The sequence below is a fragment of the Pseudomonas oryzihabitans genome, from assembly GCF_001518815.1.
GTDB lineage: Bacteria > Pseudomonadota > Gammaproteobacteria > Pseudomonadales > Pseudomonadaceae > Chryseomonas > Chryseomonas oryzihabitans_E.
On sequence record NZ_CP013987.1, the window covers coordinates 2,020,058 to 2,046,383 of the forward strand.

The 26,326-nt window shown below is 67.3% G+C and carries 25 protein-coding genes; 19 read left to right on the forward strand and 6 right to left on the reverse strand.

Translation table 11 applies throughout. The features are described from left to right. Positions 1–16: 16 nt before the first annotated feature. Entirely contained in the window at positions 17–2,434 is a 2,418-nt protein-coding gene (locus APT59_RS09250; RefSeq protein WP_059314573.1) for a TonB-dependent siderophore receptor, read from the forward strand. A gap of 45 nt (positions 2,435–2,479) precedes the next feature. Here the strand turns inward: APT59_RS09250 and fnr are convergent, their stop codons facing one another. Both fnr and hemN read right to left on the reverse strand, forming a co-directional pair. Further along, entirely contained in the window at positions 2,480–3,211 is a 732-nt protein-coding gene (fnr, locus tag APT59_RS09255; protein ID WP_059314574.1) for a fumarate/nitrate reduction transcriptional regulator Fnr, read from the reverse strand. A 63-nt stretch (positions 3,212–3,274) separates the two neighbouring features. Next, the gene (gene hemN / locus APT59_RS09260) at positions 3,275–4,657 is read right to left on the reverse strand and encodes an oxygen-independent coproporphyrinogen III oxidase (protein WP_059314575.1); all 1,383 of its coding nucleotides are present in this window, start codon (positions 4,655–4,657) and stop codon (positions 3,275–3,277) included. 111 nt (positions 4,658–4,768) lie between these two features. Here hemN and APT59_RS09265 point away from each other — a divergent pair, with 111 nt between their 5' ends. Then, the gene (locus APT59_RS09265) at positions 4,769–5,416 is read left to right on the forward strand and encodes an alpha/beta family hydrolase (RefSeq protein ID WP_059314576.1); all 648 of its coding nucleotides are present in this window, start codon (positions 4,769–4,771) and stop codon (positions 5,414–5,416) included. On the opposite strand, the gene APT59_RS09270 is transcribed toward APT59_RS09265, so the two are convergent. Continuing rightward, positions 5,413–6,981 (reverse strand): rhodanese-related sulfurtransferase, encoded by a 1,569-nt coding sequence (locus tag APT59_RS09270; protein WP_059314577.1) that lies wholly within the window; start codon positions 6,979–6,981, stop codon positions 5,413–5,415. The two genes, APT59_RS09265 and APT59_RS09270, sit on opposite strands and share 4 nt — an antisense overlap. Beyond that, entirely contained in the window at positions 6,978–7,580 is a 603-nt protein-coding gene (locus APT59_RS09275; RefSeq protein WP_059314578.1) for a cysteine dioxygenase, read from the reverse strand. The genes APT59_RS09270 and APT59_RS09275 overlap by 4 nt, the downstream gene beginning before the upstream one ends. 251 nt (positions 7,581–7,831) lie before the next feature. Here APT59_RS09275 and APT59_RS09280 point away from each other — a divergent pair, with 251 nt between their 5' ends. The 7 genes from APT59_RS09280 (at position 7,832) to APT59_RS09310 (ending at position 14,409) form a co-directional block, all read left to right on the forward strand. Further along, entirely contained in the window at positions 7,832–8,611 is a 780-nt protein-coding gene (locus APT59_RS09280; RefSeq protein WP_059314579.1) for a class II aldolase/adducin family protein, read from the forward strand. Next, the gene (locus APT59_RS09285; RefSeq protein WP_059314580.1) at positions 8,608–9,561 is read left to right on the forward strand and encodes an ABC transporter substrate-binding protein; all 954 of its coding nucleotides are present in this window, start codon (positions 8,608–8,610) and stop codon (positions 9,559–9,561) included. Before APT59_RS09280 ends, APT59_RS09285 begins: the two co-directional genes overlap by 4 nt. Next, positions 9,558–10,532: an ABC transporter substrate-binding protein gene (locus APT59_RS09290; protein ID WP_059314581.1), complete on the forward strand. Its 975-nt coding sequence runs from the start codon at positions 9,558–9,560 to the stop codon at positions 10,530–10,532. Before APT59_RS09285 ends, APT59_RS09290 begins: the two co-directional genes overlap by 4 nt. Before the next feature lie 205 nt (positions 10,533–10,737). Then, positions 10,738–11,766: an ABC transporter substrate-binding protein gene (locus APT59_RS09295; RefSeq protein WP_059314582.1), complete on the forward strand. Its 1,029-nt coding sequence runs from the start codon at positions 10,738–10,740 to the stop codon at positions 11,764–11,766. A gap of 63 nt (positions 11,767–11,829) precedes the next feature. Then, positions 11,830–12,672 carry a MetQ/NlpA family ABC transporter substrate-binding protein gene (locus APT59_RS09300; RefSeq protein WP_059314583.1) on the forward strand — a complete coding sequence of 281 codons (843 nt, stop codon included), beginning with the start codon at positions 11,830–11,832 and terminating at the stop codon, positions 12,670–12,672. Beyond that, a complete protein-coding gene (locus tag APT59_RS09305) occupies positions 12,669–13,763 on the forward strand; it encodes a methionine ABC transporter ATP-binding protein (protein ID WP_059314584.1) in 1,095 nt (364 codons plus the stop codon). The genes APT59_RS09300 and APT59_RS09305 overlap by 4 nt, the downstream gene beginning before the upstream one ends. Then, on the forward strand, positions 13,756–14,409 hold the full coding sequence (locus APT59_RS09310; protein WP_059314585.1) for a methionine ABC transporter permease: 654 nt from the start codon (positions 13,756–13,758) through the stop codon (positions 14,407–14,409). Before APT59_RS09305 ends, APT59_RS09310 begins: the two co-directional genes overlap by 8 nt. Here APT59_RS09310 and APT59_RS09315 read toward each other — a convergent pair. Then, the gene (locus tag APT59_RS09315) at positions 14,406–15,419 is read right to left on the reverse strand and encodes a GntR family transcriptional regulator (RefSeq protein WP_059314586.1); all 1,014 of its coding nucleotides are present in this window, start codon (positions 15,417–15,419) and stop codon (positions 14,406–14,408) included. The genes APT59_RS09310 and APT59_RS09315 overlap by 4 nt on opposite strands. Before the next feature lie 282 nt (positions 15,420–15,701). Between APT59_RS09315 and APT59_RS09320 the strand changes: the two genes are divergently transcribed. The 10 genes from APT59_RS09320 to APT59_RS09365 all read left to right on the forward strand — a co-directional run bounded on the left by APT59_RS09320 (position 15,702) and on the right by APT59_RS09365 (position 25,517). After that, positions 15,702–17,060: an amidase gene (locus APT59_RS09320; protein WP_059314587.1), complete on the forward strand. Its 1,359-nt coding sequence runs from the start codon at positions 15,702–15,704 to the stop codon at positions 17,058–17,060. Between the two features lie 72 nt (positions 17,061–17,132). After that, a complete protein-coding gene (locus APT59_RS09325; protein ID WP_059314588.1) occupies positions 17,133–18,014 on the forward strand; it encodes a polysaccharide deacetylase family protein in 882 nt (293 codons plus the stop codon). Positions 18,015–18,039: 25 nt separating this feature from the next. Further along, on the forward strand, positions 18,040–19,395 hold the full coding sequence (locus tag APT59_RS09330; protein ID WP_059314589.1) for an MFS transporter: 1,356 nt from the start codon (positions 18,040–18,042) through the stop codon (positions 19,393–19,395). Between the two features lie 11 nt (positions 19,396–19,406). Further along, positions 19,407–20,177 carry an SDR family NAD(P)-dependent oxidoreductase gene (locus tag APT59_RS09335; RefSeq protein ID WP_059314590.1) on the forward strand — a complete coding sequence of 257 codons (771 nt, stop codon included), beginning with the start codon at positions 19,407–19,409 and terminating at the stop codon, positions 20,175–20,177. A gap of 10 nt (positions 20,178–20,187) precedes the next feature. After that, the gene (locus APT59_RS09340) at positions 20,188–20,937 is read left to right on the forward strand and encodes an SDR family NAD(P)-dependent oxidoreductase (RefSeq protein WP_059314591.1); all 750 of its coding nucleotides are present in this window, start codon (positions 20,188–20,190) and stop codon (positions 20,935–20,937) included. A gap of 9 nt (positions 20,938–20,946) precedes the next feature. After that, positions 20,947–21,246, forward strand: a complete 300-nt coding sequence (locus APT59_RS09345; protein ID WP_059314592.1) for a hypothetical protein — start codon at positions 20,947–20,949, stop codon at positions 21,244–21,246. Then, complete coding sequence (locus tag APT59_RS09350; RefSeq protein ID WP_059314593.1) at positions 21,243–22,232, forward strand: CobW family GTP-binding protein; 990 nt, start codon at positions 21,243–21,245, stop codon at positions 22,230–22,232. Before APT59_RS09345 ends, APT59_RS09350 begins: the two co-directional genes overlap by 4 nt. Beyond that, a complete protein-coding gene (locus tag APT59_RS09355; protein ID WP_059314594.1) occupies positions 22,229–23,413 on the forward strand; it encodes an ABC transporter substrate-binding protein in 1,185 nt (394 codons plus the stop codon). The genes APT59_RS09350 and APT59_RS09355 overlap by 4 nt, the downstream gene beginning before the upstream one ends. A 226-nt stretch (positions 23,414–23,639) precedes the next feature. Continuing rightward, complete coding sequence (sfnG, locus tag APT59_RS09360) at positions 23,640–24,731, forward strand: dimethylsulfone monooxygenase SfnG (RefSeq protein ID WP_059314595.1); 1,092 nt, start codon at positions 23,640–23,642, stop codon at positions 24,729–24,731. Positions 24,732–24,914: 183 nt separating this feature from the next. Continuing rightward, positions 24,915–25,517, forward strand: a complete 603-nt coding sequence (locus APT59_RS09365; protein WP_059314596.1) for a class I SAM-dependent methyltransferase — start codon at positions 24,915–24,917, stop codon at positions 25,515–25,517. Positions 25,518–25,532: 15 nt separating this feature from the next. Here APT59_RS09365 and APT59_RS09370 read toward each other — a convergent pair whose 3' ends face one another. Then, the gene (locus APT59_RS09370; RefSeq protein ID WP_059314597.1) at positions 25,533–26,318 is read right to left on the reverse strand and encodes a MetQ/NlpA family ABC transporter substrate-binding protein; all 786 of its coding nucleotides are present in this window, start codon (positions 26,316–26,318) and stop codon (positions 25,533–25,535) included. Positions 26,319–26,326: the final 8 nt, after the last annotated feature.

The window sequence follows — 26,326 nt, forward strand, 5'->3', positions numbered from 1 at the left end:
GTTATTCGAGGCCTCCATGCATTGCCCACCCTGCTTTACCCTTCACCCCCTGCGTCGCGCGGCACGTGTCCTGGCGCTGGCCGTACCGTTGGGGATTACCGGTCTGGTCGCGCCGTTGGGCCTGGCCCAGGCCGCGCCCCCAGCTCAGGAGTACCGTATCGAGGCAGGCAGCCTGGCCGCCGTGGTCAGCACCTTCGCCGCCCAGAGTGGCGTACTGCTCTCGGCACCAGCCCAAGGTCTGGAGGGGCGCCGCAGTCCGGGGCTGCAGGGCCGCTACACACCGGGCGAAGGCTTCCAGCAGATCCTCCAAGGCAGCGGCCTGCAGGCGGTGCGCCAGGCCGATGGCAGCTATCGCCTGGAGTCGGTGGCCGCGACCGGCGTGACCTCCCTGAGCGACACCACGGTGACCGGCTTCGCCCTGGGCAATGCCCTGGGCGAGACCGATGGCTACCTCGCGACCCATAGCAACGTGGCCACCAAGACCAGCAAGGGGCTGCTGGAAACCTCCCAGTCGGTCTCGGTGGTGACCCGCGAGCAGATCGATGAGCAGGGCGCCAAGACCGTGCAGCAGGCCATGAGATACACCCCGGGCATCTTCACCGGGCAGATCGGCGCGTCCAATCGCTATGACTATGTGGTGATGCGCGGCTTCGCCGACAACAGCGTCGACAATGTCTTTCTCGACGGCCTCAAGACCATGGGCGACAGCGGCACCTTCAGCTCGCTGCAGGTCGATCCCTATTTTCTCGAACGCATCGACGTAGTGAAGGGGCCGGCCTCGGTGCTCTATGGCCGTAGCCTGCCAGGCGGGCTGGTGGCGCTCACCAGCAAGAAACCGCTGTACCAGCCCTATCATCAGGTCCAGGCCATGCTGGGCAATCTCGGCCAGCGCGGCGCCGGCTTCGATTTCGGCGGGCCGCTGGACGAGGAGGGGCGTATCGCCTATCGCCTGGTGGGCCTCGCCCAGCACAGCGATACCCAGTTCAACCACGTGGAAGAAGAGCGCTATGCCCTGGCGCCCAGCCTGGCCATCGACCTGAGCGACGACACCACCCTGACCCTGCAGGCCTATCTGCAAAAGGACCCGGACGGTGGCTACCACAGCGGGGTACCGGCCGAGGGCAGTCTCTATCGGCGCAACGGTCGCTACATCAGCAACCATTTCTTCGACGGCGAGCCGGACCACGACAAGTTCGAGCGCACCCAGCAGATGGTCGGCTATCAGTTCGAGCACAGGTTCAATGACGTCTGGAGTGCGCGGCAGAACTTCCGCTATGCCAAGTCGCGGGTCGAGCTGGAGCAGGTCTATGGCTACGGCTATGTTGGCGACAGCAACCTGCTCAATCGCTATTACTCCGGCGGCCGCGAGAACCTGCATGCCTATACCCTGGACAATCTGGTCCAGGCGGACTTCGATTGGGCCGGCAGCCGGCACACCCTGCTCGCCGGGCTGGACTACCAGCGTCGCTGGACCCATGTGGATTGGCCCAGTGGCACGGCGGATCCGCTGGACGCCTTCGAGCCCAGCTACGGCGGTCAGGTGACCATCTCCCCCGGCACCGAATACCGCCGCGAGCTGGCACAGACCGGCGTCTACCTGCAGGATCTCATCGAGCTGGATCGCTGGCGCTTTTCCCTGGGTCTACGCCAGGACTGGGTGGAGATCGGCATCGAGGATCGTCTGGCGGGTACGCGCAGCAGCGCGCGCCGCGGCCAGGCCAGCGGGCGGGCCGGGGCACTCTATCTGTTCGACAATGGCCTGGCGCCCTACCTGAGCTATTCCACGTCCTTCAATCCCAATGCCTACAACGACGAAGCGGGCAATCCCCTGGAGCCCACCGAGGGCAAGCAGTGGGAGCTGGGCCTGAAGTACCAGCCGCCGGGCAGCACCAGCTTCTACACCGCCTCGCTGTTCCACATCACCCAGGAAAACGTGGCGACCAAGCTGCCGCAGGAAGACTTCTATTCCTCGGTAGGCGAGATCCGTTCCCGTGGCCTGGAGCTGGAAGGCCATCTGCAGCTGGCCGAGCGCCTCAAGCTGCTGGGCAGCTATACCTTCACCGACATCGAGTACACCCAGGCGCTGGATGGCAACCAGGGCAACACGCCGAACCAGGCGCCGCGCCACCAGGCGTCGCTGTGGGGTGAATACGAGCTGGCCGGACCACTGGCGGGGTTCAGCGTCGGCGCCGGGGCGCGCTACGTGGGTACCAGCTGGGCGGACAAGGCCAACACCCGTAAGGTACCAGCCTACACCCTGGTGGATGCCATGCTCGCCTATGACTTCACCCGGCTGGGGATGCCGGGGCTCACGGCACGGGTCAATGCCAACAACCTGATGGGCAAGGACTATGTGGCGTCCTGCTATAGCCTGGACTTCTGCTATTTCGGGGAGGAGCGCAACGTGACCGCGACGGTCAGCTACAGCTTCTAAAGGGGCCGGGCGCCTGTTGCTGGCTGAGCGGCAGGCGCAAGCGGCTCAGCCTTCCAGCTGGCCGCCCGCGAGGGCGCAGAGGCGGGCGGAGTCGAGGATGCGTACTTCCTTGCCTTCGGCCGCCAGCACGCCGCTCTGCTGGAAGCGGGTGAAGACCCGCGACACGGTTTCCACCGCCAGGCCGAGGAAGTTGCCGATTTCGTTGCGCGACATGCTCAGGCGGAATTGCTGGGCGGAAAAGCCACGGGCATGGAAGCGCGCCGAGAGATTGACCAGGAAGGTGGCTATGCGCTCGTCTGCGCTCTTCTTGGACAAGAGCACCATCATCTGCTGGTCGTCGCGGATTTCCCGGCTCATCACCCGCAACAATTGCCGGCGCAGTTGCGGCAGCTGCTCGGAGAGCTCGTCCAGGCGCTCGAAGGGGATCTCGCAGACGGTGGTGGTCTCCAGCGCCCGGGCCGAGACCGGATAGCGCTCGGTGTCCATGCCCGACAGCCCGACCAGTTCGCTGGGCAGGTGGAAGCCGGTGATCTGCTCCTCCCCGGTATCGCTCAGGCTGCTGGTGCGCAGCGCGCCGGAACGCACCGCATAGACCGAGCCGAAGGTATCGCCCTGGCGGAACAGGTGGTCGCCCTTGGCCAGCGGCCGGCCGCGCTTGACGATCTGGTCGAGGGCGTCGAGGTCCTTCAGGTCGAGCGAGAGCGGCAGGCACAGCGAGGCGAGGCTGCAATCCTTGCAATGGGCCTGGGCGGTGCGCAGCTTGAGGGGCTCGGTCATGGCGGAGGATCGCTTCTCGTCTGGTTCCAAAAGTCTAACTTTAGCAGTCATGGCAGGCATGGGTCATATCACCCGGGAAAAGCGCTGGTTGTCGTGGCCCGACAGGTAGCGGTCGAACAGCATGCACAGGGCGCGTATTAGCAGGCGGCCAGGGGGCAGCACCTGGAGGCCGCGCTCGTCGAGGCGGATCAGGCCGTCGGCGGCCATGGCCAGTAGCTGCGGCCAGGCGTCGGCGAAGTACTGGCGAAAATCCAGTTCGCAACTGCGTTCGATGGCGGCGAAATCCAGCTGGAAGTGGCAGATCAGCTGGCCGATCACCGCGCCGCGAATGCGGTCATCCCGCGACCGTCGCACGCCGCGGGCCACCGCCAGGTCGCCCTGGCCCAGGCGTTCCTGGTAGCGGGCGAGGTCGGGCGTATTCTGGCAGAGGACATCGCCGATCTGGCTGATGGCGGAGACGCCCAGGCCCAGCAGGTCGCAGTGACCGTGGGTGGTGTAACCCTGGAAATTGCGCTGCAGGGTGCCGTCTTCCTGGGCGATGGCCAGGTCATCGTCGGGCAGGGCGAAGTGGTCCATGCCGATGTAGCGATAGCCGGCGGCCAGCAGCTGTTCCACCGTGCGCTGCAGCATCTCCAGCTTGGCCGCGGGGTCCGGCAGCTCGCTGGCTTCGATGCGCCGCTGCGGCGGAAAGCGCTGTGGCAGATGGGCGTAGTTGAACACCGACAGGCGATGCGGTTGCAGCTCCAGGACCCGTTCCACGGTGTGGGAAAAGCTGGCCGGGGTTTGCCGGGGCAGGCCGTAGATGAGGTCCAGGTTGATGGAGCGGTAGTCGAGGGCGCGAGCGGCCTCCACCAGGGTGCGGGTGTCGTCGAAGGGTTGCAGGCGATTGATCGCCAGCTGCACCTGCAGGTCCAGGTCCTGGACGCCGAAGCTCACGCGGTTGAAGCCCAGCTCGCGGAGCAGGCCCATGGTGCTCCAGTCGGCTTCGCGCGGGTCGATCTCGATGGAGTAGTCGCCGCGGTCGTCGTCGGCCAGGGTGAAGTGGCGGCGCAGGTCAGCCATCAGCTCGCGCAGCTGCATGGGGTTGAGAAAGGTCGGGGTGCCACCGCCAAGGTGCAGCTGTTCCACCCGCTGCCCACCGTCCAGGTGCCGGCTGGTGAGGACCATCTCCTGGCGCAGGGCCTCCAGGTAGGCGGCGCTGCGGCTGCGGTCCTTGGTGATGACCTTGTTGCAGGCGCAGTAGTAGCAGATGTTCGCGCAGAAGGGCACGTGCAGGTAGAGCGACAGCGGGCGTCCGGCCTGGCGGCTCAGGCGCAGGGCGCCGAGCAGGTCGAAGGGGCCGATGCCGTCGTGGAATTGCACGGCGGTGGGGTAGGAGGTGTAGCGGGGGCCGGCGCGATCGTAGCGGGCGATGAGGTCGGCGTCCCAGACGAGGGCGGCTGTCATGCCGGGCTCCAATGGTTTCGAGGCGCCCAGTGTGAGGGGCAGGCTCCTGGCTTTATTGATCCAGATCAATAAAGGCCGGGTTAAGCTCTGGCGTTTGACGAGGAGTAGCCCATGGCAGACGAGTTGTACCTCGACAGCTTTCGCGAATGCCGCTCCGCCGGTACCCCCTTGGCGACCCTGTTGCTGGCCCATGGGGCAGGGGCGGGGATGGACAGCGCCTTCATGCAGCAGCTGGCCGAGGAGCTGGCCCGGCGCGAGATCCGCACCCTGAGATTCGAATTCCCCTACATGGCGCGGGCCCGTGCCGAAGGCCGGCGGCGCCCGCCCAATCCGGCGCCGGTCCTGCTGGAGCACTGGCGCCAGGTGGTGAAGCGCTGGCGCGCAGCAGAAAGCGGACCGCTGTGGCTGGCGGGCAAATCCATGGGTGGGCGGATGGCCAGTCTGCTGGCCGACGAGCTGGGCGCAGAGGGCCTCATTTGCCTCGGTTATCCCTTCCACCCGGCCGGCAAGCCGGAGCGTCTGCGCACCGAACACCTGGCGACCCTGGCCACGCCGACGCTGATTGTCCAAGGCGAGCGGGATGCCCTGGGGTCGCGAGAGGAGGTGGTGGGCTACACCCTGGCGCCAAGCATCGAGGTGCAGTGGATCGCGACCGCGGACCATGATCTCAAACCACTCAAGCGCAGTGGCCTGAATCAGGCCCAGGTGCTGGTGGACACGGCGGCGCGGGTGGCGGGCTTCGTGCGGACCAGCGGCTAGATCACCCGGAAACCACTGGTGCCATCCCGCCGTAACTGCTCGACCAGGCCGAACTCCCAGTCCAGGTAGGCCTGCATGGCTTCCCGCGGGGCGTCGGTGCCCTCATAGGGGCGCCGGTAGCGATCACGCCGGATCGACAGCAGCCGCGTCTCGCCGGCTTCGACCGGCAGGCCGGCGGCCAGCCAGGCGGCGGTTCCGCCCTCCAGGAGCAGGACCGGCCGGTCAGTGGTGGCCTGGACGTCGACGGCGGCGAAGGCGGCCAGTTGACCACTGCCACAGGTGCAGACATAGCGCTCGGCGGGTGGCAGCTGCGTTGGCAGATCGGCGCGCAGCACCCAGGCCGCGCCGGGGATATGCCTTTGCACATAGGTGGCGCTGGCGGTGACGTCCACCATCAGGGTGCCTGGCTCGGCCAGCAATTCCTGCAGCCGCGTCACCGAGATGCGCTCCACCGGCCCCGGCATGGGCACCGGTGCCTGCCAGGGGCCGGTGGCACTCATGGCGCTCGTCGGGATGTCGTCGACCACCGCAACCGCCCAGCCCATCTGCGCCAGCCAGGAGGCGCTCATGTTGGCGCGCACGCCGTCGTCGTCCACCAGCGCCAGGCGCGCGCCACGCACCGGGGCACTGTGATCGGTCTCCTGCACCAGTTGGCCGCCGGGAGTGGAGCGGGCGCCGGGCAGGTGGCCGGCGGCGTATTCCTCGGGAGTGCGCACATCGATCAGGTAGTTCGTGCGACTGTCATCGGCGTGCCAGGCGTTCAGCTCGGCGAAGGCCAGGCGGGTGACGCCGGCACGGTCGGCGACTTGGCGCGCGCGCACTGCGGCGGTCGTCCTGGTGTCCGCTCCCACCTCACCAAAGCGACGTCGCTGACCCTGTTCCAGATCCTGGCCGGCCAGGGTCCAGCCGATGGTGCCGTTGCGCAGGGCCGCCACCGGATTGGGAATGCCGGCATTGATCAGCGACTGGGCGCCGATCAGGCTGCGGGTACGGCCGGCGCAATTGACGATGACCCGGGTCCGGGGGTCGGGTGCGAGCTCGGCCACCCGCAGCACCAGTTCGGCACCCGGCACGCTGACCCCGCCGGGAATGCTCATGGTCTGGTATTCCTCGAAACGGCGGGCGTCGAGGATCACCAGATCGGCGCCCTGATCCAGCAGCGCCCTGACCTCCTCGGCGGGCAGCGAGGGCGTATGGCGCCGAGCCTCCACCAACTCGCCAAAGGCCTTGCTCGGCACATTGACGTCGATGAAGAGTTCGCCGCCGCTGGCGCGCCAGCCTTCCAGGCCGCCGTCGAGCAGGGCCACGTCGGTGTAGCCCAGGGCCCGCAGACGCTCGGCTGCGCGTTCGGCCAGGCCCTCGCCATTGTCGTAGAGGGTAATGGCCACGTCGCGCCGTGGCAGCCGCGACCAGGCCTCCAGTTCCAGGCGTGACAGCGGCAGGTTGGCGGCCCACAGCGGATGGCCGGCGGCGAAGGTGTCTTCCTCGCGGACGTCGAGCAGGGCGACCTCGGCGCCGGCGAGCAGGGCCTGGCGGATGTCTTCGGGCGTACGGATGACGGTCATGGCGTGGCGGTCTCCTGGGACAGGTCCCACAGGTTGGGCAGCTGGCGATTGGTGTAGCCGGAGATGAAGGGCTTTTCCTGGCCATCCTCGGCATAGACGGCGCGACGCACGGCGCCGATGTTGCCGCCATAGACATGGATGCTGATGGAGGTGCGGTCGGCATGGGCGTTGCTGACCTGGTGGATGTCGCCCACCCGCGGCGAGACCGCTTCCACCTGGCCCGGCTCCAGGCGCACGGGCGCGCCTTCCGGCAGCAGGCGACCGGCGGGGTCGCGGGCGAAGCCCTGGGCAATCTCTGCCCCGCGCAGCATGCCGATCAGGCCCCAGGTACGGTGGTCGTGCACCGGAGTGGCCTGGCCCGGACCCCAGACGAAACTCACCACCGAGAAGCGCTGGCGGGCATCGGCATGCAGCAGGTACTGGCTGTAGCGCTCGGGGCGGGGCAGGGCACAGTCCTCGGGCAGCCAGTCGTCATGGCGGACCAGTTCGCCGAGCAGGGCGGCGCCGCGCTGCAGCAGCTGAGCTTCGGCAGGGTGTTCGTCGACCAAGGTGGCGAGGTCATGCAGGAACAGGCGCAGGCGATCGAGCCTAGGGGGCATGGCGGGCTCCACGGATGAGACGGGTGGGCAATGCCGGCCATTAAAGCAAGGTCAGGGCCTGGCGCCTTAGATCGATTGGTTCTGTGCTAAAAACCATTAATCGCATAATTATAAAATTTATTTATCCATTTCGTGCATATTAGGTTATGCACAATCGATATTTCCGTCTCGGCGACTCACAACGGTAGGTTCTAAGCAGACCAGGGCAACGCCCATCGCCCTGGCGCTTCTTCTGCTTTCGGAGCCCATGCATGACCGCCTTCCCCAACCCCCTCGCCAGCGTCCGCGCCCAGGTGTCCGCCGCCGAATGGGAGGCGCGGGTCAAGCTCGCCGCCGCCTATCGCCTGGCCGCCCGTGAACGCTGGACCGACCATATCTATACTCACTTTTCGCTGCGGGTGCCGGGCCCCGATGTGCACTTCCTGATCAATCCCTTCGGCCAGACCTTCGACGAGATCACCGCCTCTTCGCTGGTGAAAGTAGACATCGACGGCGAGATCGTCCTCGACCCTACCGGGCTAGGCATCAACCCGGCCGGCTACGTGATCCACAGCGCCATCCACCGTGCCCAGCCGGACCTCCATGCGGTGTTGCACACCCACACGGCCGCGGGCATTGGCGTGTCCGCCCAGCGCGGCGGATTGCTGATGATTTCCCAGCACGCCATGAGGTTCTTTGGCCGCCTGGCCTATCATGGCTACGAGGGCGTGGCCCTGGATCTGGACGAGCAGAGTCGGCTGGTGGCCGACCTCGGGGCGCACCCGGCGATGATCCTCTGCAACCATGGGCTGCTGACCGTGGGCGCGAGTCTGGAGGAAGCCTTCTGGCACCTCTATTACCTGGAGCGTTCCTGCGCGGCGCAACTGGCGGCGCAGAGCGGCGGTGCCGAGCTGGTGATCGCCGCGGACGCCATCGCGCAGAAGGTCAGCGACCTCATTCCCGGCAACCTGGCGCGCGGTGCCCATATCCGTCACTGGGAGGCGGCGGTACGCCAACTGGAGCGCCACGAGGGCCGGGAGTACGCGCAATGAAGCGCTTACTCGCCACGCTGGGCCTGGCGCTGCTGCTAGGGCAGGCCCAGGCGGCGCCGGATCTCTCCGGGGTGACCCTGGTGCTGGGCGACCAGGCCCGCGGTCTGCGCGCCATGATGGAAGCCGCCGGGACCCTCGAAGGCGCGCCCTACAGCTATCGCTGGGCCAACTTCCAGGGCGCCGCGCCGCTGTTCGAGGCCCAGCGCGTCGGCGCGGTGGATACCTCCTACGCCGGGGACCTGCCGGTGCTGATGGCCGCGTCCGGCGGCGTGCCGCTCAAGCTCGTCGCCACCAATGTCGGCTATCCCCAGGCCAATGGCCTGCTGGTACAGAAGGATTCGCCGATCCGTTCGGTGAGGGACCTCAAGGGGCGCACCGTGGTGGTGTCCTCGGCCAAGGGCAGCATCTCCCAGCACCTGCTCTATGCCGCCCTCGAAGAGGCTGGCGTCAAGCGCGACGAGGTGACGGTCAAGTTCGTGCTGCCCACTGATGCCAGCGCCGCCTTCAATGCCGGGCAGATCGACGCCTGGGCCACCTTCGATCCCTATCTCGGCATCGCCGAGCAGCACGGCGCCCGGTTGCTGCGCGATGGCCAGGGGCTGACCACCGCGCTGGGCTTTCTCACCGCCACGCCAGCGTCGCTGGAGGACCCGGCCAAGCGCGCCGCCATCGCCGATTTCGCCGGGCGCCTGGCCCAGGCGCGGGCCTGGGCGGTCGCCCATCCGCAGGACTATGCCCGGGTCTACGCCGAGCTGACGCGCCTGCCGGAAGGTGCCGCGGTGGCTATTTCCACCCGCACCTCCCGTGGCCTGCGCCCCGTGCAGCCGGCGGACCTCGCTGCGGTACAGCAGGTGGCGGATCTCTTCAGCGAACTCCAGGTGCTGCCCAAACCGGTCGACGTCGCCGCCCTGGCCGATGCCAGTGTCTTTACCCAGGAAGCCAAACCATGACCCTCATCCGCCGTACCCTGCTGGCGCTACCGCTGCTGCTCGCCGCCAGTTCGGCCCTGGCCGCCGAGCCCCTGACCCTGCGCATCGCCGACCAGAAGGGCAACATGCGCGCCCAGTTGGAGGCGGCCGACGGCCTGCGCGACCTGCCGGGCTATCGCATCCAGTGGGCGGAATTTCCCGCCGCCGCGCCCCTGGCCGAAGCGCTTAATGCGGGCGCGGTGGATGCCGGCATCATCGGCGATGGCCCGCTGCTGTTCGCCCTGGCCGCTGGCGCGCCGGTCAAGGCCATCGCCGTGGACAAGTCCGATCCCTATGGCACGGCGGTGATCGTGCCACGCGACTCGCCACTGCGGAGCGCGGCCGATCTCAAGGGCAAGCGCATCGCCACCGGGCGCGGCTCCATCGGCCATTACATCGCGCTCAAGGCGCTGGATTCCGTGGGCCTGACCGCCCGGGACGTGAGCTTTCGCTTCCTTGGTCCGGTGGATGCCAAGATGGCCCTGGCCAATGGCTCGGTGGATGCCTGGGCGACCTGGGAGCCTTATACCGCCCAGGCCGAGGAGGTCGACGGCGCCCGGGTGCTGGTCAGTGGTCGCGGACTCTGGGCGGGCAACAGCTTCCTGGCCGCCACCGACACGGCCCTGGCCGATCCGGCCCAGCGCGCGGCGCTGCAGGACTACCTCGACCGTCTGGCCGCTGCCCAGCGCTGGGGCTACGCCCACCTCGATGGCTATGCCAAGACCCTGGCGCAGATCATCGGCTTTCCCGAGGCGGTGGCCCGGCTGCAATTCGAGCGCCGCCAGCTGCACTGGGAACCCATCGATCCTGGGGTGGTGGCCGACCAGCAGACAGCGGCGGACTTCTACCACCGCAGCGGCCTGATTCCGCAGCGTCTGGAGGCCCGGGCGACCTTCGCCGAGGGGTTCCGGGTAAGCAAGCCGGACGAGCCGCGGCAGGCGGCGCGGGAGTAGGGTGGTAGGAATCTCCCGGTGGTGTTGGGCTTCGCGTTGCTCAGCGCCAACCTACTGACAGGGCACCCCCTCTCCCCGGGGGAGAGGGCTGGGGTGAGGGAAATACCCACCCATCCTTGACCTATCTATATAACCCATCCTTATTTCAAAAAGGCTTAACAGCTTGAGTAGGCTATAAGCCAATCCCATGGATGAGCGTGCCACGATGCCCTTACGTCTTCCCTTCACCCGTCGTCCCCTGGCTTTGGGACTCACCGTAAGCCTGCTCATCGGGCTGGTCGCTGCACCCCAGGTGGCCCAGGCCGAGGGTACCCTGCGCATCTCCGAACAATTCGGCGTGTCCTACCTGATCCTGCATGTGCTGCGGGACCAGCAACTGATCGAGAAGCACGGTAAGGAAGAGGGCGTCGACATCAAGGTCGACTGGATAAAGCTGTCCGGTGGCGCAGCCGTCAACGAGGCGGTGCTGTCGGGCGCGGTGGACGTCGGCTCCGCCGGGCTCGGGCCGCTGTTCACGCTCTGGGACCGCACCCATGGTCGACAGAACGTCAAGGCCGTGGCCAGCCTGGGGGCCTTTCCCAACTACCTGGTCACCAACAACCCGCAGGTGAAGACCCTGGCCGATTTCACCGCCAAGGACCGCATCGCCGTGCCGGCGGTCAACGTCTCGGTGCAGTCGCGCTTCCTGCAGTACGCCGCCGCCCAGGCCTTTGGCGAGAAGAATTGGAATCGCCTGGATCCCCTGACCGTGGCGGTACCCCATCCGGATGCCACCGCGGCGGTGATCTCCGGCGGTACCGAGATCGACAGCCACTTCGCCAATCCGCCATTCCAGGAGCAGGAACTCGCCAGCGGCAAGGTGCACAGGGTGCTCAGTTCCTATGACGTGCTCGGCGGGGCCGTCTCGCCCAACTTGGTGTTCGTCACCGAGAAATTCCGCCGGGACAATCCCAAGACCTACAAGGCCTTCCGTGAGGCATTGGTCGAGGCCGGGCAGATCATCGAGAAGGACAAGGCCACCGCCGCCCGTACCTACGTGAAGGTCGAGCATTCCCGTCTCGATCCGGCGCTGATCCAGCGGATCATCGAAAGCCCCGAGGTCAACTTCGACACGGCGCCGCAGAACACCCTCAAGCTTGCCCAGTTCATGTACCGCATCGGGGCCATCCGCAACCAGCCCAGCGCCTGGCAGGACTATTTCTTCGTCGATGCGCCCAACCAGAACGGCAGCTGACCCCTTTTCCCTTACGGGTTCCACCGGACCACCGGACGAGCCCTCGACATCTCGAGGTCTCCCATGGCTATTCCTTCGATTTTTCAGCGCCTCGGGCTGCTCATGGCGAGCACGACCCTGGCACTGTCCGCCCAGGCCGCCGAGCCGCAGAAGATTCGCCTCGGCATCAACGACAGTCCGCAGAACGCCGCCCTGGAGCGTGCCGCCGAGGTGGCGCGGGAAAAGGGCGTGGAGGTGGAGATCGTCGCCTTCAGTGACTGGAACACGCCGAATCTGGCGCTCGCTCACGGCGACATCGACGTCAATTACTTCCAGCACCAGCCGTTCCTGGACAACGCCAACGCCCAGAACGGCTATGGCCTGGTGCCCATCGCCTATGGTGTGGAAAACAAGGTCGGCCTCTATTCCAAGCGCGTGAAGAGTTTCGCCGAGGTGCCGGACGGCGCCACCGTGGCGGTGGCCGACGACCCGGTCAACCAGGGGCGCGGGCTGCACCTCTATGCCCGCGCCGGTCTGATCCAGCTCAGGCCGGATGCCGGCCCAAAGGCGAGCCTGCAGGACATCGTCGCCAATCCCCGCCACCTCAAATTCATCGAGTTGCCCGGGCCGCAACTGGCGCGGGTACTGGACGACGTGACCCTGGCGCAGAGCTATCCCTCGCATATCCTCGCCGCGGGTACCACGGATCCCAACAGTGCCCTGCTGTTCAGTGACGACGAAGCCAGCGGTCACCGCTACGCCCTGAGGTTCGTGACCAGGCCAGACAAGGCCGCCGACCCGGCGATCCGCACCTTCATCCAGGTGTTCCAGAACGATCCGCGGGTGCGCGAGGCCATCGCCAAGGCCTATGGCAATCCGCAGCTCTACAGCCTGGCCTGGCTGAATCGGCAGGAGGCCTCGCGATGACCAGTGCACTGCGTCACTCTCCAGCACCGCAGATTCTTGCCGAACCCGAGCGCCTGGCCGTACAGGAGCATCTGCGTCTGACCGGGGTGCAGAAGGTCTACACCGGCGGCGCGGTGCCGGTCACGGCCCTGGCGGACATCGACCTCAGCATCGCCCGTGGCGAGATCTTCGGCATCATCGGCCGCAGCGGCGCGGGCAAGTCCAGCCTGATCCGCACCCTCAACCGTCTGGAGGATGTCAGCGCCGGCCAGGTGCTGGTCGACGGCGTCGACATAGGCGCCCTGAAGGGCGACCGGCTGGTGGCGCTGCGGCGACGCATTGGCATGATCTTCCAGCACTTCAATCTGCTGGCCTCGCAGACGGTGCTGGAGAACCTGGCGCTGCCGCTCAAGGCCGCTGGCTTTCGCCGCGACGAGATCGAAGCCCGGGCCCGGGAATTGCTGGAACTGGTGGGCCTGCAAGGCAAGGAGCAGGTCTATCCATCCCGTCTGTCCGGCGGCCAGAAGCAGCGGGTGGGCATCGCCCGTGCCCTGATGCTCAAGCCCGAGCTGCTGCTCTGCGACGAGGCTACCTCGGCGCTGGACCCGGAGACCACCCAGTCGATCCTGGCATTGCTGCAGGACATCAATCGGCGCCTGGGCCTGACCATCGTGCTCATCACCCACGAGATGGCGGTGATCCGCCAGATCTGCGACCGGGTGGTGGTACTGGAGCACGGCCGCATCGTCGAGCAGGGACCGGTGTGGCAACTCTTCGGCGCGCCCCAGGCGGAGGCCACCCGTGCACTGCTGGCACCGTTCTCCGCACAGTTGCCAGCGGATCTCGCCAATCGGCTGAGTGCCAGCCGCCAACCTGGTGCGCGGACAGTGCTCGAACTGAGCTACGACGGCCAGGGTGAGGAGCCCGACTTCCAGGCGCTGGACCACGCGCTTGGCGCGCCGCTGGAATTGCTGCATGGCGGTATCGATCGCATCCAGGGGCGAGCCCTGGGCCGCTTGCTGGTAGCCACGACAGCGCACGAGCGGCGTTTGGCCGCCTTTCTTGGGCAACCTGGGCTGTTCGCCCGCGCGAAGGTACTGGGTTATGTCTGAGTTCATGCTCAAGGCGCTGTGGAAGGCCTTCCTCGATACCCTGACCATGGTCAGCGTGTCCGCGGCCATCGTCTGGTTCGCCGGCATCGCCCTGGCGGTGGTGCTGGTCACCACCGGGCGCGGCGCCATCTTCGCCGCGCCCACCCTCAACCGGGTGCTGGGCACGGTGGTCAACGCCTTTCGCGCCACGCCCTTCATCATCCTGCTGGTGGCTCTGATCCCGCTGACGCGGCTGATCACCGGTACCACCATCGGCGTCTGGGCGGCGGTGGTTCCCATCACCCTCAGCGCCACGCCGTTCTTCGCTCGTATCGCCGAGGTCAGCCTGCGCGAAGTTGGCGGTGGGGTAATCGAGGCGGCCCAGGCGCTGGGCTGCGAGCGGCGCCACATCGTCTTCAACGTGCTGTTGCCCGAGGCGCTGCCCGGCATCATCGGTGGCTTCACCGTGACCCTGGTAGCCATGATCGGCGCCTCGGCCATGGCCGGCGCCATCGGCGCGGGCGGGTTGGGCGACCTGGCCATCCGCTACGGCTACCAGCGCTACGACACCCAGGTGATGGCCGTGGTGATCGCCATCCTGGTGATGCTGGTATGCGGTATCCAGTTCATCGGCGACCGCTACGTGCGGCACCTGCGGGCTCGTTAGCTGAGGCGCTCCAGATAGGACGGCAGTTCCGGGTCGGGCAGCACCGACAGTACCTTGAGCCGCTGCAGGGTGCGGTCGCGGCCGCGCAGGAGGTGGTTGCGCAACTGGCTGGCCGCCGCATCGGGACTGCCCACCAGCAGGGATTCCAGCACCAGGCGATGCTCCACCAGCACCGCCTCGTCCAGCGGGGTGCCGAGCGACTGGTGGAAGATGCGTGACACATTCAGCGGACTCTGGCTGTGAGCGATGAGCTGGGCCAGCTTTCGATTGCGCAGACCGGCCAGGCAGCGCCCATGCAGATCCGCCTCGATGCGCTCCACCGCCGCCCAGGAAGTGGGGGCGGGCTGGTCGCCCAGTTGCTCGAGCCGTTCGAGCATATCCAGCAGTTCGCTGCGCGCCAGCCCCGGCGCGGTCTGCAACAGCGCCTCGGGTTCCAGGAGCGCGCGGATCTCGTAGTCGTCGCGGATGGCCTGGGCGGTGAGGGGGCCGGCCAGCCACTGGCCATAGGGCTCCTTTTCCACCAGGCCGCGATCGTGCAGGCGCATCAGGGCTTCGCGGACCACGGCGCGACTGACGCCCAGGTGGTCGGCAGCCGGCTGCTCGTCCAGCCGGAAATGGCCGAAGAGCATGGCGTGGCTGACGCAGGCGGCGATTTCGTCGCCGACCCGCTCGCCCAGGGAGCGCGTATCGATCAATTCGTCGCTGCTGTCCAGGCCGAGCAACTGCCGCGTCAGCGGCTGACGCTGCGGCTCGCCCGCGGTACCGACCGGATCGATCAGGTAGCCGCGCCCCTCGAAGCGGCGAATCAGGCCTTCCTCCTGCAGCAGCGTCAGCGCCTGGCGCACCGGTACCCGGCTGGTGCCGAACAGTTGCGCCAGCGGCGCCTCGACCAGCACCAGCCCCGGCGCCGCACGGCCGGCCAGGATGGCTTCGCGCAGTGCACTGCGGATCATCGCGTAGCGCGCGGCGGTACGACTGTCATCGAGGGGGGCGGGGACTGCTGCCGACATCGGGGACCTTCCGGAAACGAGATGAGAATTGTGGCACAGGCCCACGGCCTTTCGCGCGTTACCGGTGGGGTCAGGTACACGCACGGTAACGGGGCAGGCGTTACGGTTCTGCACAAAAATGGATCTATTTAATTTAAGTACATTTTATTGGCTTGGGGTGAGGGCAGGTTCAGATCACCCCTATTGCCTCTATTTGCGAGCGGGCTGCGGCCTTTTGCTAAAGCTGGCACAAAGCCTGCTCTATTAAACGTACCAAATTATAAAATGTACGTTTAAGGAGTGATGATGGAATCCGCTCAAGCCCTGGCAATGGATGCGGTCGGTCTCGGTGAAGCCTATGCCGCCGGGACCCTCGATCCGGTCGCGGTATTCGAAGCGGCCCTGGGATGCGCCCAGTCTTCCTCTTCCGTCTTCATCACCCTGACGATGGCACGCGGTCGCGCCGAAGCCCTGGCTTCCAGGGAGCGCTGGCGCGCTGGGCAGCCGCGTTCCCCGTTGGATGGCGTACCCCTGGCCTGGAAGGACCTCTTCGATCTGCAGGGAGAGATCACCACCTGCGGTGCCGAACTTCGCCGCGCAGCGTCGCCTGCCACGATCGATGCCGTCATGGTCCAGCGCCTGAGCCAGGCTGGGCTGGTCAGCCTGGGCAAGGTCAATCTCAGCGAGTTCGCCTATTCCGGCATCGGCTTGAATCCCCATTTCGGTACGCCCGCCAACCCGTGGGCGAGCGGCGAGGTGCGTATCCCGGGAGGCTCCTCTTCCGGTTCGGCGGTGGCCGTCGCCGCGGGGATCGTACCCCTGGCCCTCGGCACCGACACTGCCGGGTCGGTACGCCTGCCGGCCGCCCTCAATGGCCTGGTGGGCTATCGCCCCAGCCTGGGTCGCTATCCGGCGGCTGGCATCTTTCCGTTGGCCGCCTCCTATGACGCGCCGGGTCCGCTGGCGCGCAGCCTGCGTGACGTGCAGTGCCTGGATCACCTGCTGGTGGGCGGCGCTGCTCGACCGCTGCCGGCGGCAACGGATCTGCGGGTGGTGCTGGATGTGAGCGTGCTGGACGATGCCCGGATAGAGCCGGCGGTGCGAGCCAATCTGCTGGCCGCCGCCGAGCGGCTGGCCCGTGCCGGGGTGAGTGTGGAGCGCCGCGCTCGTACGGTCTTTGCCGAGGCCCTGGAGTTTCTCGCCGAGGAAGGCTGGCCAGGTGCGGTGGAGGCCTTCGCGCTGCACCGCGACGTGCTCGACGGTCCCGACGCCGCGCACCTGGATCCGCGGGTACGGCAGCGCCTGGAGCGTGCGCGGGCGTTGCCGGTCGACCATCTGGCCGTTCTGCATGAACGCCGCGATCAGCTGCGGGCGCGCTTTGCCGCCGAATTCGCCGAGGCCCTGCTGCTGGTGCCGACAGTGAGCCGCGTGGCGCCGCTGCTGGCCCCTCTGGAAGCCGACGCTGATCTGTTCGCCGCCACCAATCTGGAGCTGCTGCGCCTGACCATGGCCGGGAGCCTGCTCGGTGCGCCTGGCGTATCGCTACCGAGCGGCCGCGATGCCCAGGGCCTGCCCACCGGCCTGCTGCTGGTGGCCCCGGCGGCGGCGGACGAGCGCCTGCTCGATGCCGCCACGATCCTGGAAGCTCAGCTCCGCGTCTGATTTCAAGCGGCGGTGGCGGGGGCCCGGCTCCGCGATCGACCTGTGTCTGTCCGGGTACTGGAGGTTGCAACGATGGCCAAAGAAATCTTCGTTTCCATCGGCGTCGACGTCGACGCGGTGGCAGGCTGGCTCGGCTCCTACGGCGGCGAGGATTCGCCCGATGACATCTCCCGCGGGTTGTTCGCCGGCGAGGTGGGGGCGCCGCGGCTGCTCAAGCTGTTCGAGCGCTACGGCCTCAAGACCACCTGGTTCATTCCGGGGCATTCGGTGGAAACCTTTCCCGAACAGATGCAGGCGGTGGCCGCGGCAGGTCACGAGATCGGCATCCACGGCTACAGCCACGAGAATCCCATCGCCATGACCCCCGAGCAGGAAGAGGCGGTGCTGGACAGGTCCATCGAGCTGATCACCACCTTGGCCGGCAAGCGGCCCACCGGCTACGTGGCGCCCTGGTGGGAATTCAGCCGGGTCACCAACGAGCTGCTGCTGAAAAAAGGCATCAAGTACGACCACAGCCTGATGCACAACGACTTCAGTCCCTATTACGTGCGGGTGGGCGACAGCTGGACCAAGATCGACTACAGCCAGCAGCCCGAGAGCTGGATGAAGCCCCTGGTGCGCGGCCAGGAAACCGACCTGGTGGAGATCCCGGCCAACTGGTACCTCGACGACCTGCCGCCGATGATGTTCATCAAGAAGGCACCCAACAGCCACGGCTTCGTCAATCCGCGCCATCTGGAAGAGATGTGGCGCGACCAGTTCGACTGGGTCTATCGCGAGATGGACTATGCCGTCTTCCCCATCACCATCCACCCCGATGTCTCGGGGCGGCCGCAGGTGCTGCTGATGCTCGAACGCCTGATCGAGCACATCCAGGGTCACGCCGGAGTGCATTTCGCCACCATGGACGAGATCGCCGACGACTTCCTGCGGCGCCAGCCGCGCCAGCGCTAAGCGCCCAGCCCACAGGTACAGGACCATGACCCTCCCTGCCGCCAGCCCGCTCCATACGGAAACCACCGCTGCCTGGAAACCGCAGCAACTGTCTTCCGGTGATGTCCGCTATGCCACCTGGATCGCCTTCTTCGCCTGGGTGTTCGCCGTGTACGATTTCATCCTGTTCGGCACCCTGCTGCCGGTGATGGGTGGGCACTTCAACTGGAGCGAGGCCGAGCAGGCCGAACTCGCCACCTGGGTGGCGCTGGGTGGGGCCATCATCGCCTTCGCCATCGGCCCGCTGGTGGACCGGATCGGTCGCCGCGGCGGCATCATCGTCACCATCGGCGGCACCGCCCTGTGCTCGGCGTTGACCGCGCTCTGTGCCGGCATGGGCAAGGTGCCATTGGTGCTGGTTCGCTCGGTCGCTGGCCTGGGCTACGCGGAGGAGGGGGTCAACGCCACCTACCTGACCGAGGTCTATGCCGCCTCCGACGATCCGCGGCTGATCCGGCGCCGGGGCTTCATCTACAGCCTGGTGCAGAGCGGCTGGCCGATCGGCGCCCTGATCGCCGCCGGGCTCACTGCCTTGCTGCTGCCCCACATTGGCTGGCAGGGCTGCTTCGTGTTCGCCGCCGTGCCGGCCTTCGTCATCGCGGTGCTGGCGCGCAAGCTCAAGGAGTCTCCGCAATTCCAGGTGCACGCCCGCATCCAGCGTCTGCGGCGCGAAGGCCAGGAGCAGGACGCCCGTGCCTTGGCCCACGAATACGGCGTGGACTACGAAGAGCACGCCAAGGCCGGCGTGGCCATGGCCTTCAAGGGCCAGGCGCTGCGCCCGACCCTGGTCTTGAGCCTGGCCATCCTGCTCAACTGGTCGGCGATCCAGGTGTTCAGCGTGCTGGGGACCTCGGTGATCGTCAGCGTGCACAAGCTCAGCTTCGAGAACTCGCTGTGGATCCTGGTGCTGTCCAACGCCGTCGGCTTCATCGGCTACCTGTTCCATGGCTGGCTGGGCGATCGCATCGGTCGGCGCAACACCGTGGCCCTCGGCTGGATGTGCGGCGGCGTGGCCTTCTTCGCCATGTTGCAGGCGCCGAGCCAGTTGGTACCAGTGGTGGCGCTCTACAGCCTGGGGCTGTTCTTTCTCACCGGGCCCTATTCGGCCATGTTGTTCTTCATGGGCGAAAGCTTTCCCACCAGCATCCGTGCCACGGGTGGCGCCATCGTCCACGCCATGGGGCCGATCGGCGCCATCCTCGCCGGCCTCGGCATCACCAGCGTTCTCGGCAGCGGTGGCGAGTGGCACAGCGCCGCGCTCTGGTTCGGTGCCCTGCCGTGCTTTCTCTCCGGCCTGGTGATGTGGGCCGCGCGCCACGTCGAACCCACCAGCCTCAAATGACAGGAGCCTCGATGAACGCTCACATTTCACCCGTTGCCCTGATCACCGGCGCCGCTAGCGGCATCGGCCAGGCCCTGGCCGTCACCTATGCCCGCCATGGCGTGCGGGTGGTCGGCGGCTACTACCCCGGCGATCCCCATGACCCCGAAGACACCCGGCGGCTGGTGGCCGCCGCGGGTGGCGAGTGCCTGCTCGAACCGCTGGACGTCAGCGACAGCGCCTCGGTGGATGCCCTGGCCGATGCCGCCCTGGCGCACTTCGGACGACTCGACTATGCCGTGGCCAACGCCGGTCTGCTGCGCGCCGCGCCGCTGCTGGAGATGAGCGATGAGCGCTGGCACGAGATGCTCGACGTCGACCTTACCGGGGTGATGCGCACCTTCCGAGCCGCGGCGCGGCACCTGGGGGAGGGCGGCGCCCTGGTGGCCATATCGTCCATCGCCGGCGGTGTCTACGGCTGGCAGGACCATGCCCACTATGCCGCCGCCAAGGCCGGGGTGCCGGGCCTCTGTCGCTCGCTGGCGGTCGAACTGGCGCCGCGCGGCATTCGCTGCAACGCGGTGATTCCCGGTCTGATCGAGACGCCCCAGTCGCTGGACGCCAAGAACTCCCTTGGTCCGGAGGGCCTGGCCAAGGCCGCCCACAGCATTCCCCTGGGCCGCGTCGGCAAGCCCGAGGAGGTGGCGGCGCTGGTGCGTTTCCTGACCAGTACCGAAGCCAGCTACATCACCGGCCAAAGTCTGATCGTCGATGGCGGTCTCACCGTGCGCTGGCCCGATTGAGGAGAAGAGCATGTTCGAGCTGACAGACCGTCGCGCCCTGGTGACCGGCGCCGCCAGCGGGATCGGCGCCGCCATCGCGCGAGCCTATGCCGCTGCCGGCGCGCACCTGGTACTGGCCGACCGCGACGCCGAGCGACTGGCGCGGGTGGCCACGGAATGCCGTGCCCTGGGCGCGTCGGTGACGGAGACCGTCGCCGACGTTGGCCAGCCGGATGGCGCCCGAGCCGGAGTGGACGCTTGCGTGGCGGCTTACGGCGGCATCGACATCCTGGTCAACAATGCCGGGATGCTGACCCAGGCACCCTGTGTCGACCTGACCCTGGAGCAGTGGAACGACATGCTGCGCGTCGACCTCACCAGCGTCTTTCTCGCCAGCCAGCACGCCCTGCCGCACATGCAGGCGCAGCGCTGGGGACGCATCATCAATGTCGCTTCCCAGCTCGGCATCAAGGGTGGCGCCGAGCTCTGCCACTATGCGGCGGCCAAGGCCGGGGTGATCGGCTTCACCAAGTCGCTGGCGCTGGAGGTGGGCCGCGACAACGTGCTGGTCAACGCCATCGCCCCCGGGCCCATCGAGACGCCCCTGGTGGACGGCATTAGCGCCGACTGGAAGGCAGCCAAGGCCCGCGAGCTGCCGCTAGGGCGCTTCGGGCGCGCGGAGGAGGTGGCGCCGGTCGCGCTACTGCTGGCCAGCGATCCGGGTGGCAATCTCTTCGTCGGCCAAACCCTGGGCCCCAATTCCGGCGATGTCATGCCCTAGGAGGTACCCATGTGCGGACTCTGCGGCCTGCTCGGGCCAGATCTCCATTGGAGCGATCCCCTGGGCGACGACCTGCCGCGACGGCGCGAGCGCCTGCGTCGGGTCGCGGCCATCAACCGGGTGGTGGCGCCGTTCCGGCTCACGGTGAGCGACGTCCAGGGCGCCTCCTACCTGGTCCAGGGTCCGACCGGACGCCAGGCGCTGGCCGAGGGGCTGGACGATCTCTGGCGCCAAGCCGAGGGGGTGCTGGGGCGACCGCTCGATCCCCTGGATCCGCGCGTCCTGGCACCGCTGGAGGGGGCGCCATGAGCCTGGCGGTCAATGTCATCACCGGCTTTCTCGGGAGCGGCAAGACCACGCTGTTGCGGCGCCTGCTGGCCCAGGAAGCCCTGGGCGAGACGGCGCTGCTGATCAACGAATTCGGCGAAGTCGGCATCGACCACCTGCTGGTGGAAGAGGTGGCGCCCGATACCGTGCTGCTGCCCAGCGGCTGCGTCTGCTGCTCGGTGCGCGGTGACCTCAAGGAAGCATTGCTGACGTTGCACGGGCGCCGTAGTCGCGGCGAGATCCCGGCCTTTCGCCGGGTCCTGCTGGAGACCACCGGCCTGGCCGATCCCGGCCCCATCCTGGCCACGCTCAACCTCGATCCCCAGCTGCGCGGTCGCTTCCACCTGGGGCTCCTGGTGACGGTGGTGGACGCCGAGCATGCCGCGCTGCAGGAAGGGCTGCACCCGGAGTGGCTCAACCAGGTCACCGCGGCCGACCGGCTGCTGCTGAGCAAGGCCGACCGGGTCGCGCCTGCCGTGCTGGAGCGGCTGGACCGGCAGCTGGCCCAGCTCAATCCCACCGCCACTCGGGCCCTGGCGGCTTCCGTGGTTAGTGGCGATGACCTGCTGCTGGGCGAAGGCCTGCGGGCCGCCGACCCGGCCGCCGAGGTCGGTCGCTGGCGCCTGTTCGCCGCGGTCGCCGAAGGCCGCCACGGCAGCGCCGAGGTCTGCTGCCTTGAGTTCGACCGGCCGCTGGACTGGATGGCCTTCGGGGTGTGGCTGTCGATGCTGCTAAGATGCCACGGGCAACGCATCCTGCGAGTCAAGGGCATCCTCGACGTGATCGACGCCAGCCAACCCATCGTCATCCATGGCGTGCAGCACAGCCTGCATCCGCCGGTGCACCTGCCGGCCTGGCCGGCGGGCGAACGCCGCTCGCGCCTGGTATTCATCGTCCGTGACCTGGATACCGCGCTGCTCAGGCGCTCCTTCGCCGCCTTCATGGGCGGCCTGGGCCGGGCCGCATGAGCACGCCGCTGACCCTGAGGGTGCTGGGCACCTCGGTGACCCTGCTCGAACCCATTCGCCAGCGGGCGGAGGCGGAGCTGGGCATCCGCCTGGTCTACCAGATCCACGATGTCCAGACCGCCCAGCGCATCGCCGTGCTGGAGCCGGGCAGCTACGATCTCTATGACCAGTGGTTCCACAACGTCGACTTCGTCTGGCCGGCGCGGGCGATCCAGCCCATCGACATCCGCCGCATCGCGCTCTGGGAGGAAATCAACGATCTGCCCAAACGCGGGCGGCTGCACGCCACGGATCGCCTGGCGCCGGGCTGCCGGCCGTGCGACCGCCTCTATGTGCAGCACGACGGCAGCCTGGGCGGTCAGCCCAGCGAGCGCATCAGCATGCTGCCGCTGACCCACAACGCCGACAGCTTCGCCTACCGACCCGAAAGCCTGCCCACCGCCCTGGTCGGCCAGGAGGAGAGCTGGGCCTGGCTGATCGACGAGGGTTGGTGCGGCCACAGCGCCCTGCAGAGCGACGCTGCCATCGGTGCCCTGGACGCTGCCCTGGCGATCCAGGCAGCAGGTCTCGCACGCTTCGACGACATCGGCAACCTGCGCCTGGAGGAGATCGATCGCCTGGCCGAGCTGCTGGTGGAGCGCCAGCGGCATCGGCATTTCGCCGCCTTCTGGTCCGACGACCGCAGCGCCGGCGAGCTGACCCTGGCCGCCGGGGTGGACATCCAGAGTCTCTGGTCGCCGATGCTCATGGCCCTGCATCGCGCCGGGGTCGACTACCGGGTGGCGGTACCACGCGAAGGCTATCGGGCTTGGTTCGGCGGCCTGTCGCTGTCGCGTTGCGCCGAGGGACGGGTGCGTGATGCCGCCTATGCCTACCTCAACTGGTGGCTCGCCGGCTGGCCTGGCGCGGTCATGGCCCGTCAGGGCTTCTACATCGCCAATCCGGTAAGGGCCAGGGATCACCTGAGCGCAGCGGAGTGGGATTTCTGGTACGGCGGTCTGCCAGCGCGGGAGGAGCTGTACGGTAGCGACGGCCTGCCGTTGATCGAGGTGGGTCAGCGTCGCGAGGGCGGTTCCTACGCCGAGCGCATGAGCCATATCGGCGTGTGGAATTCGGTGATGGACGAGCACAACTATCTGGTGCGGCGCTGGAGCGAATTCTTGCGCACCACGGCCGCCTGAGGCGACATCCTTTAGGCGAGAACCGCGTGCCAGACGCCTTGCTGCGCTGTTGCTCAGGCGACAGCAGCTGGACAACTGCCCTTGGCGCTACACCTGAAATCGTCTGGTTAATATCTGCAAGTTATTGATATAAAAAGACTTAAAGACTTGGTTCGGTTCTTGATTGAAGGCTTAGGGTCACTGTTTCGCTCGCCCTCGCGGCGAGCCCAACTCGGAGAGCCTTTGCATGTCGCAGAACCCCGTCAAATTTGCCTATTGGGTCCCCAACGTCAGTGGTGGCCTGGTCGTCAGCACCATCGAGCAACGCACCCACTGGGGCATCGACTACAACCGCACCCTGGCCCGGCTCGCCGAGCGGGCCGGTTTCGACTATGCCCTGACGCAGATTCGTTTCACCGCCGGCTACGGCGCCGAATACCAGCACGAGTCGGTGGCCTTCAGCCATGCGCTGCTGGCCGCCACCGAGCGTCTCAAGGTGATCGCCGCCATCCTGCCCGGCCCCTGGAATCCGGCGCTGGCGGCCAAGCAGCTGGCGACCATCGACCAGCTCACCAACGGCCGTATCGCCATCAACCTGGTGTCTGGCTGGTTCAAGGGCGAATTCCATGGCATCGGTGAACCCTGGCTGGAGCACGACGAGCGCTATCGCCGCTCCGAGGAATTCCTCCGTGCCCTCAAGGGTATCTGGACCCAGGACAACTTCAGCTTCGCCGGCGACTTCTATCGCTTCCGCGACTACACCCTGAAACCCAAGCCGCTGCAGCAGCCCCATCCAGAGATCTTCCAGGGTGGCAGCTCGCGGGCGGCACGGGACATGGCGGCGCGGGTTTCCGACTGGTACTTCACCAACGGCGGCACCCGCGAGGAGATTCGCGTCCAGGTGCAGGACCTGCGCGCCAAGGCCACGGCGGAGGGGCGTGAGGTCAAGGTCGGGGTGAATGCCTTCATCATCGCGCGCGACACCGAGACCGAGGCGCGCGAGGTGTTACGGGAGATCGTGGCGAAGGCCAACCCGGAGGCGGTCAAGGCCTTTGGCGATGCGGCGCGCCAGGCTGGTGCTGCCAGCCCGGAAGGCAAGGGCAACTGGGCCGACTCCAGCTTCGAGGACCTGGTGCAGTACAACGACGGCTTCAAGCCGAACCTGATCGGTACGCCCGAACAGGTCGCCGAGCGCATCGTGGCCCTCAAGGCCGAAGGCGTGGACTTGGTGCTGGCCGGTTTCCTGCATTTCCAGGAGGAGGTGGAGTATTTCGGCCAGCGGGTGCTGCCGCTCGTGCGCGAACTGGAGGCTCGGGCCGCCTCCCAGGCCGCGGCCTAGGCCAGAGGGCTCCCCTGGGTCACGCGAGGCATTGGCTGGCCCGTGACCCAGGCACCTGGCCGGAGAACGCCAGGTGGCGGTCTGAACGCAAAAACTGCCAGGCGAAAGGGCCGGGGCGAGAAGCAGGGCCGGAAGCCACGAGCAGGCTGGGCTAAGCTCCTGGGATAGCCAGGGAGCCCGACCTTGAACAAGACCTCCTACAACGCCATTGCCGACACCTTCCGCCAGACCCGGATCAGCCTCAGAGACGACGAGCGTCGCTATCTGGCGCTGCTGCTGGAAAATCTGGCACCCGGCGCCACCGTGCTCGATCTGGGCTGCGGCACGGGCACGCCGGTCGCCGCCGCCATCCTGGCCGAGGGGCATCGCGTGCTCGGTGTCGATCAGGCCGCCGCCATGCTGGCTCACGCGCGACGGGAATTCCCCAAGCAGCGCTGGATAGAGGCGCGCCTGGAAAACTACGCCTGCGCGGAACCCTACCAGGGCGCGCTGCTCTGGGATTCGTTGTTCCACCTGGAGCGCCGCTGGCACGGGCCCGTCCTGGCGCGAGTGGTCGCCGGGCTGCCAGCGGGCGGGCGACTGATGCTGACGGCAGGTGGTTCTGGGAGCGATGCCTTCGTCGATACCATGTTCGAACAGCCGTTCTTCTACGACTCCCATCCGCCGGAGGTGCTGCGGGGCCTCCTGCTGGAGCAGGGCGTGCGCATCCTCGTCGACGAATTCATGGACCTGCCCGATGGCGGCAGGAACCGCGGACGCTGCGCCTTCGTCGTCGAAAAACCTTGATCGGGCCCGCGAGCGCTACTCCTTCCAGCCTGGCTGGTACAGGGTGCCGTAGGCCTGGTCCAGCGCGGCGCGTACCTTAGGCGAGTGCTGGTAGAGATCGATCAGCTTGGCCAGGCGCGGGTCGTCCCTGTTGTCCGGACGGGCGACGAACTGGATGACGTACTCGGGATGGTCGAGGCCGTCGAACAACAGCGCCTGGTTGGGATCGAGGGTCTTGGCCAGGCGCAGGTAATGCGGATAGCCCTGGGCCAGGTCGACATCGTCCAGCGAGCGGGCCAACTGCACGGCTTCGAGTTCGATGATCTGGATGTCGCGCGGATTGCCGGTGATGTCGGCGAGTGTCGCGTGGTAGCCGACGCCAGGCTTCAAGGTGATGAAGCCGGCCTTCTCCAGCAGCAACAGGCCACGGCCGCCATTGATAGCATCGTTGGCGATGGCCACCCGCGCGCCCTTGGGGACTTCCGCCAGGGTGCGGTACTTCTTCGAATAGAGCCCGACGTTGTTGATGATCCCCGGCGCCACTGCCACCAGGTCATAGCCGGCACTGCGCTTGGCGTTCTCCAGGAAGGGGATGTGCTGGTAGTAGTTGGCGTCGATGTCATGGTTGGCGAGGCTGGTGTTGGGGGCGATCCAGTCGCTGAATTCGACGAGCTCGACGTCCACGCCGGCGGCCTTGGCTTCCTGCGCCGCCACTTCCAGGGGCGGGGCGAAGGCGGCGGTGGTGCCAATCTTGAGCGGGGCGGCAAAGGCCGTACCGCTGACGAGGCCGAGGGCGAAAAGCAGGGGTTTCAGGCGGGGCATGGGGTGTC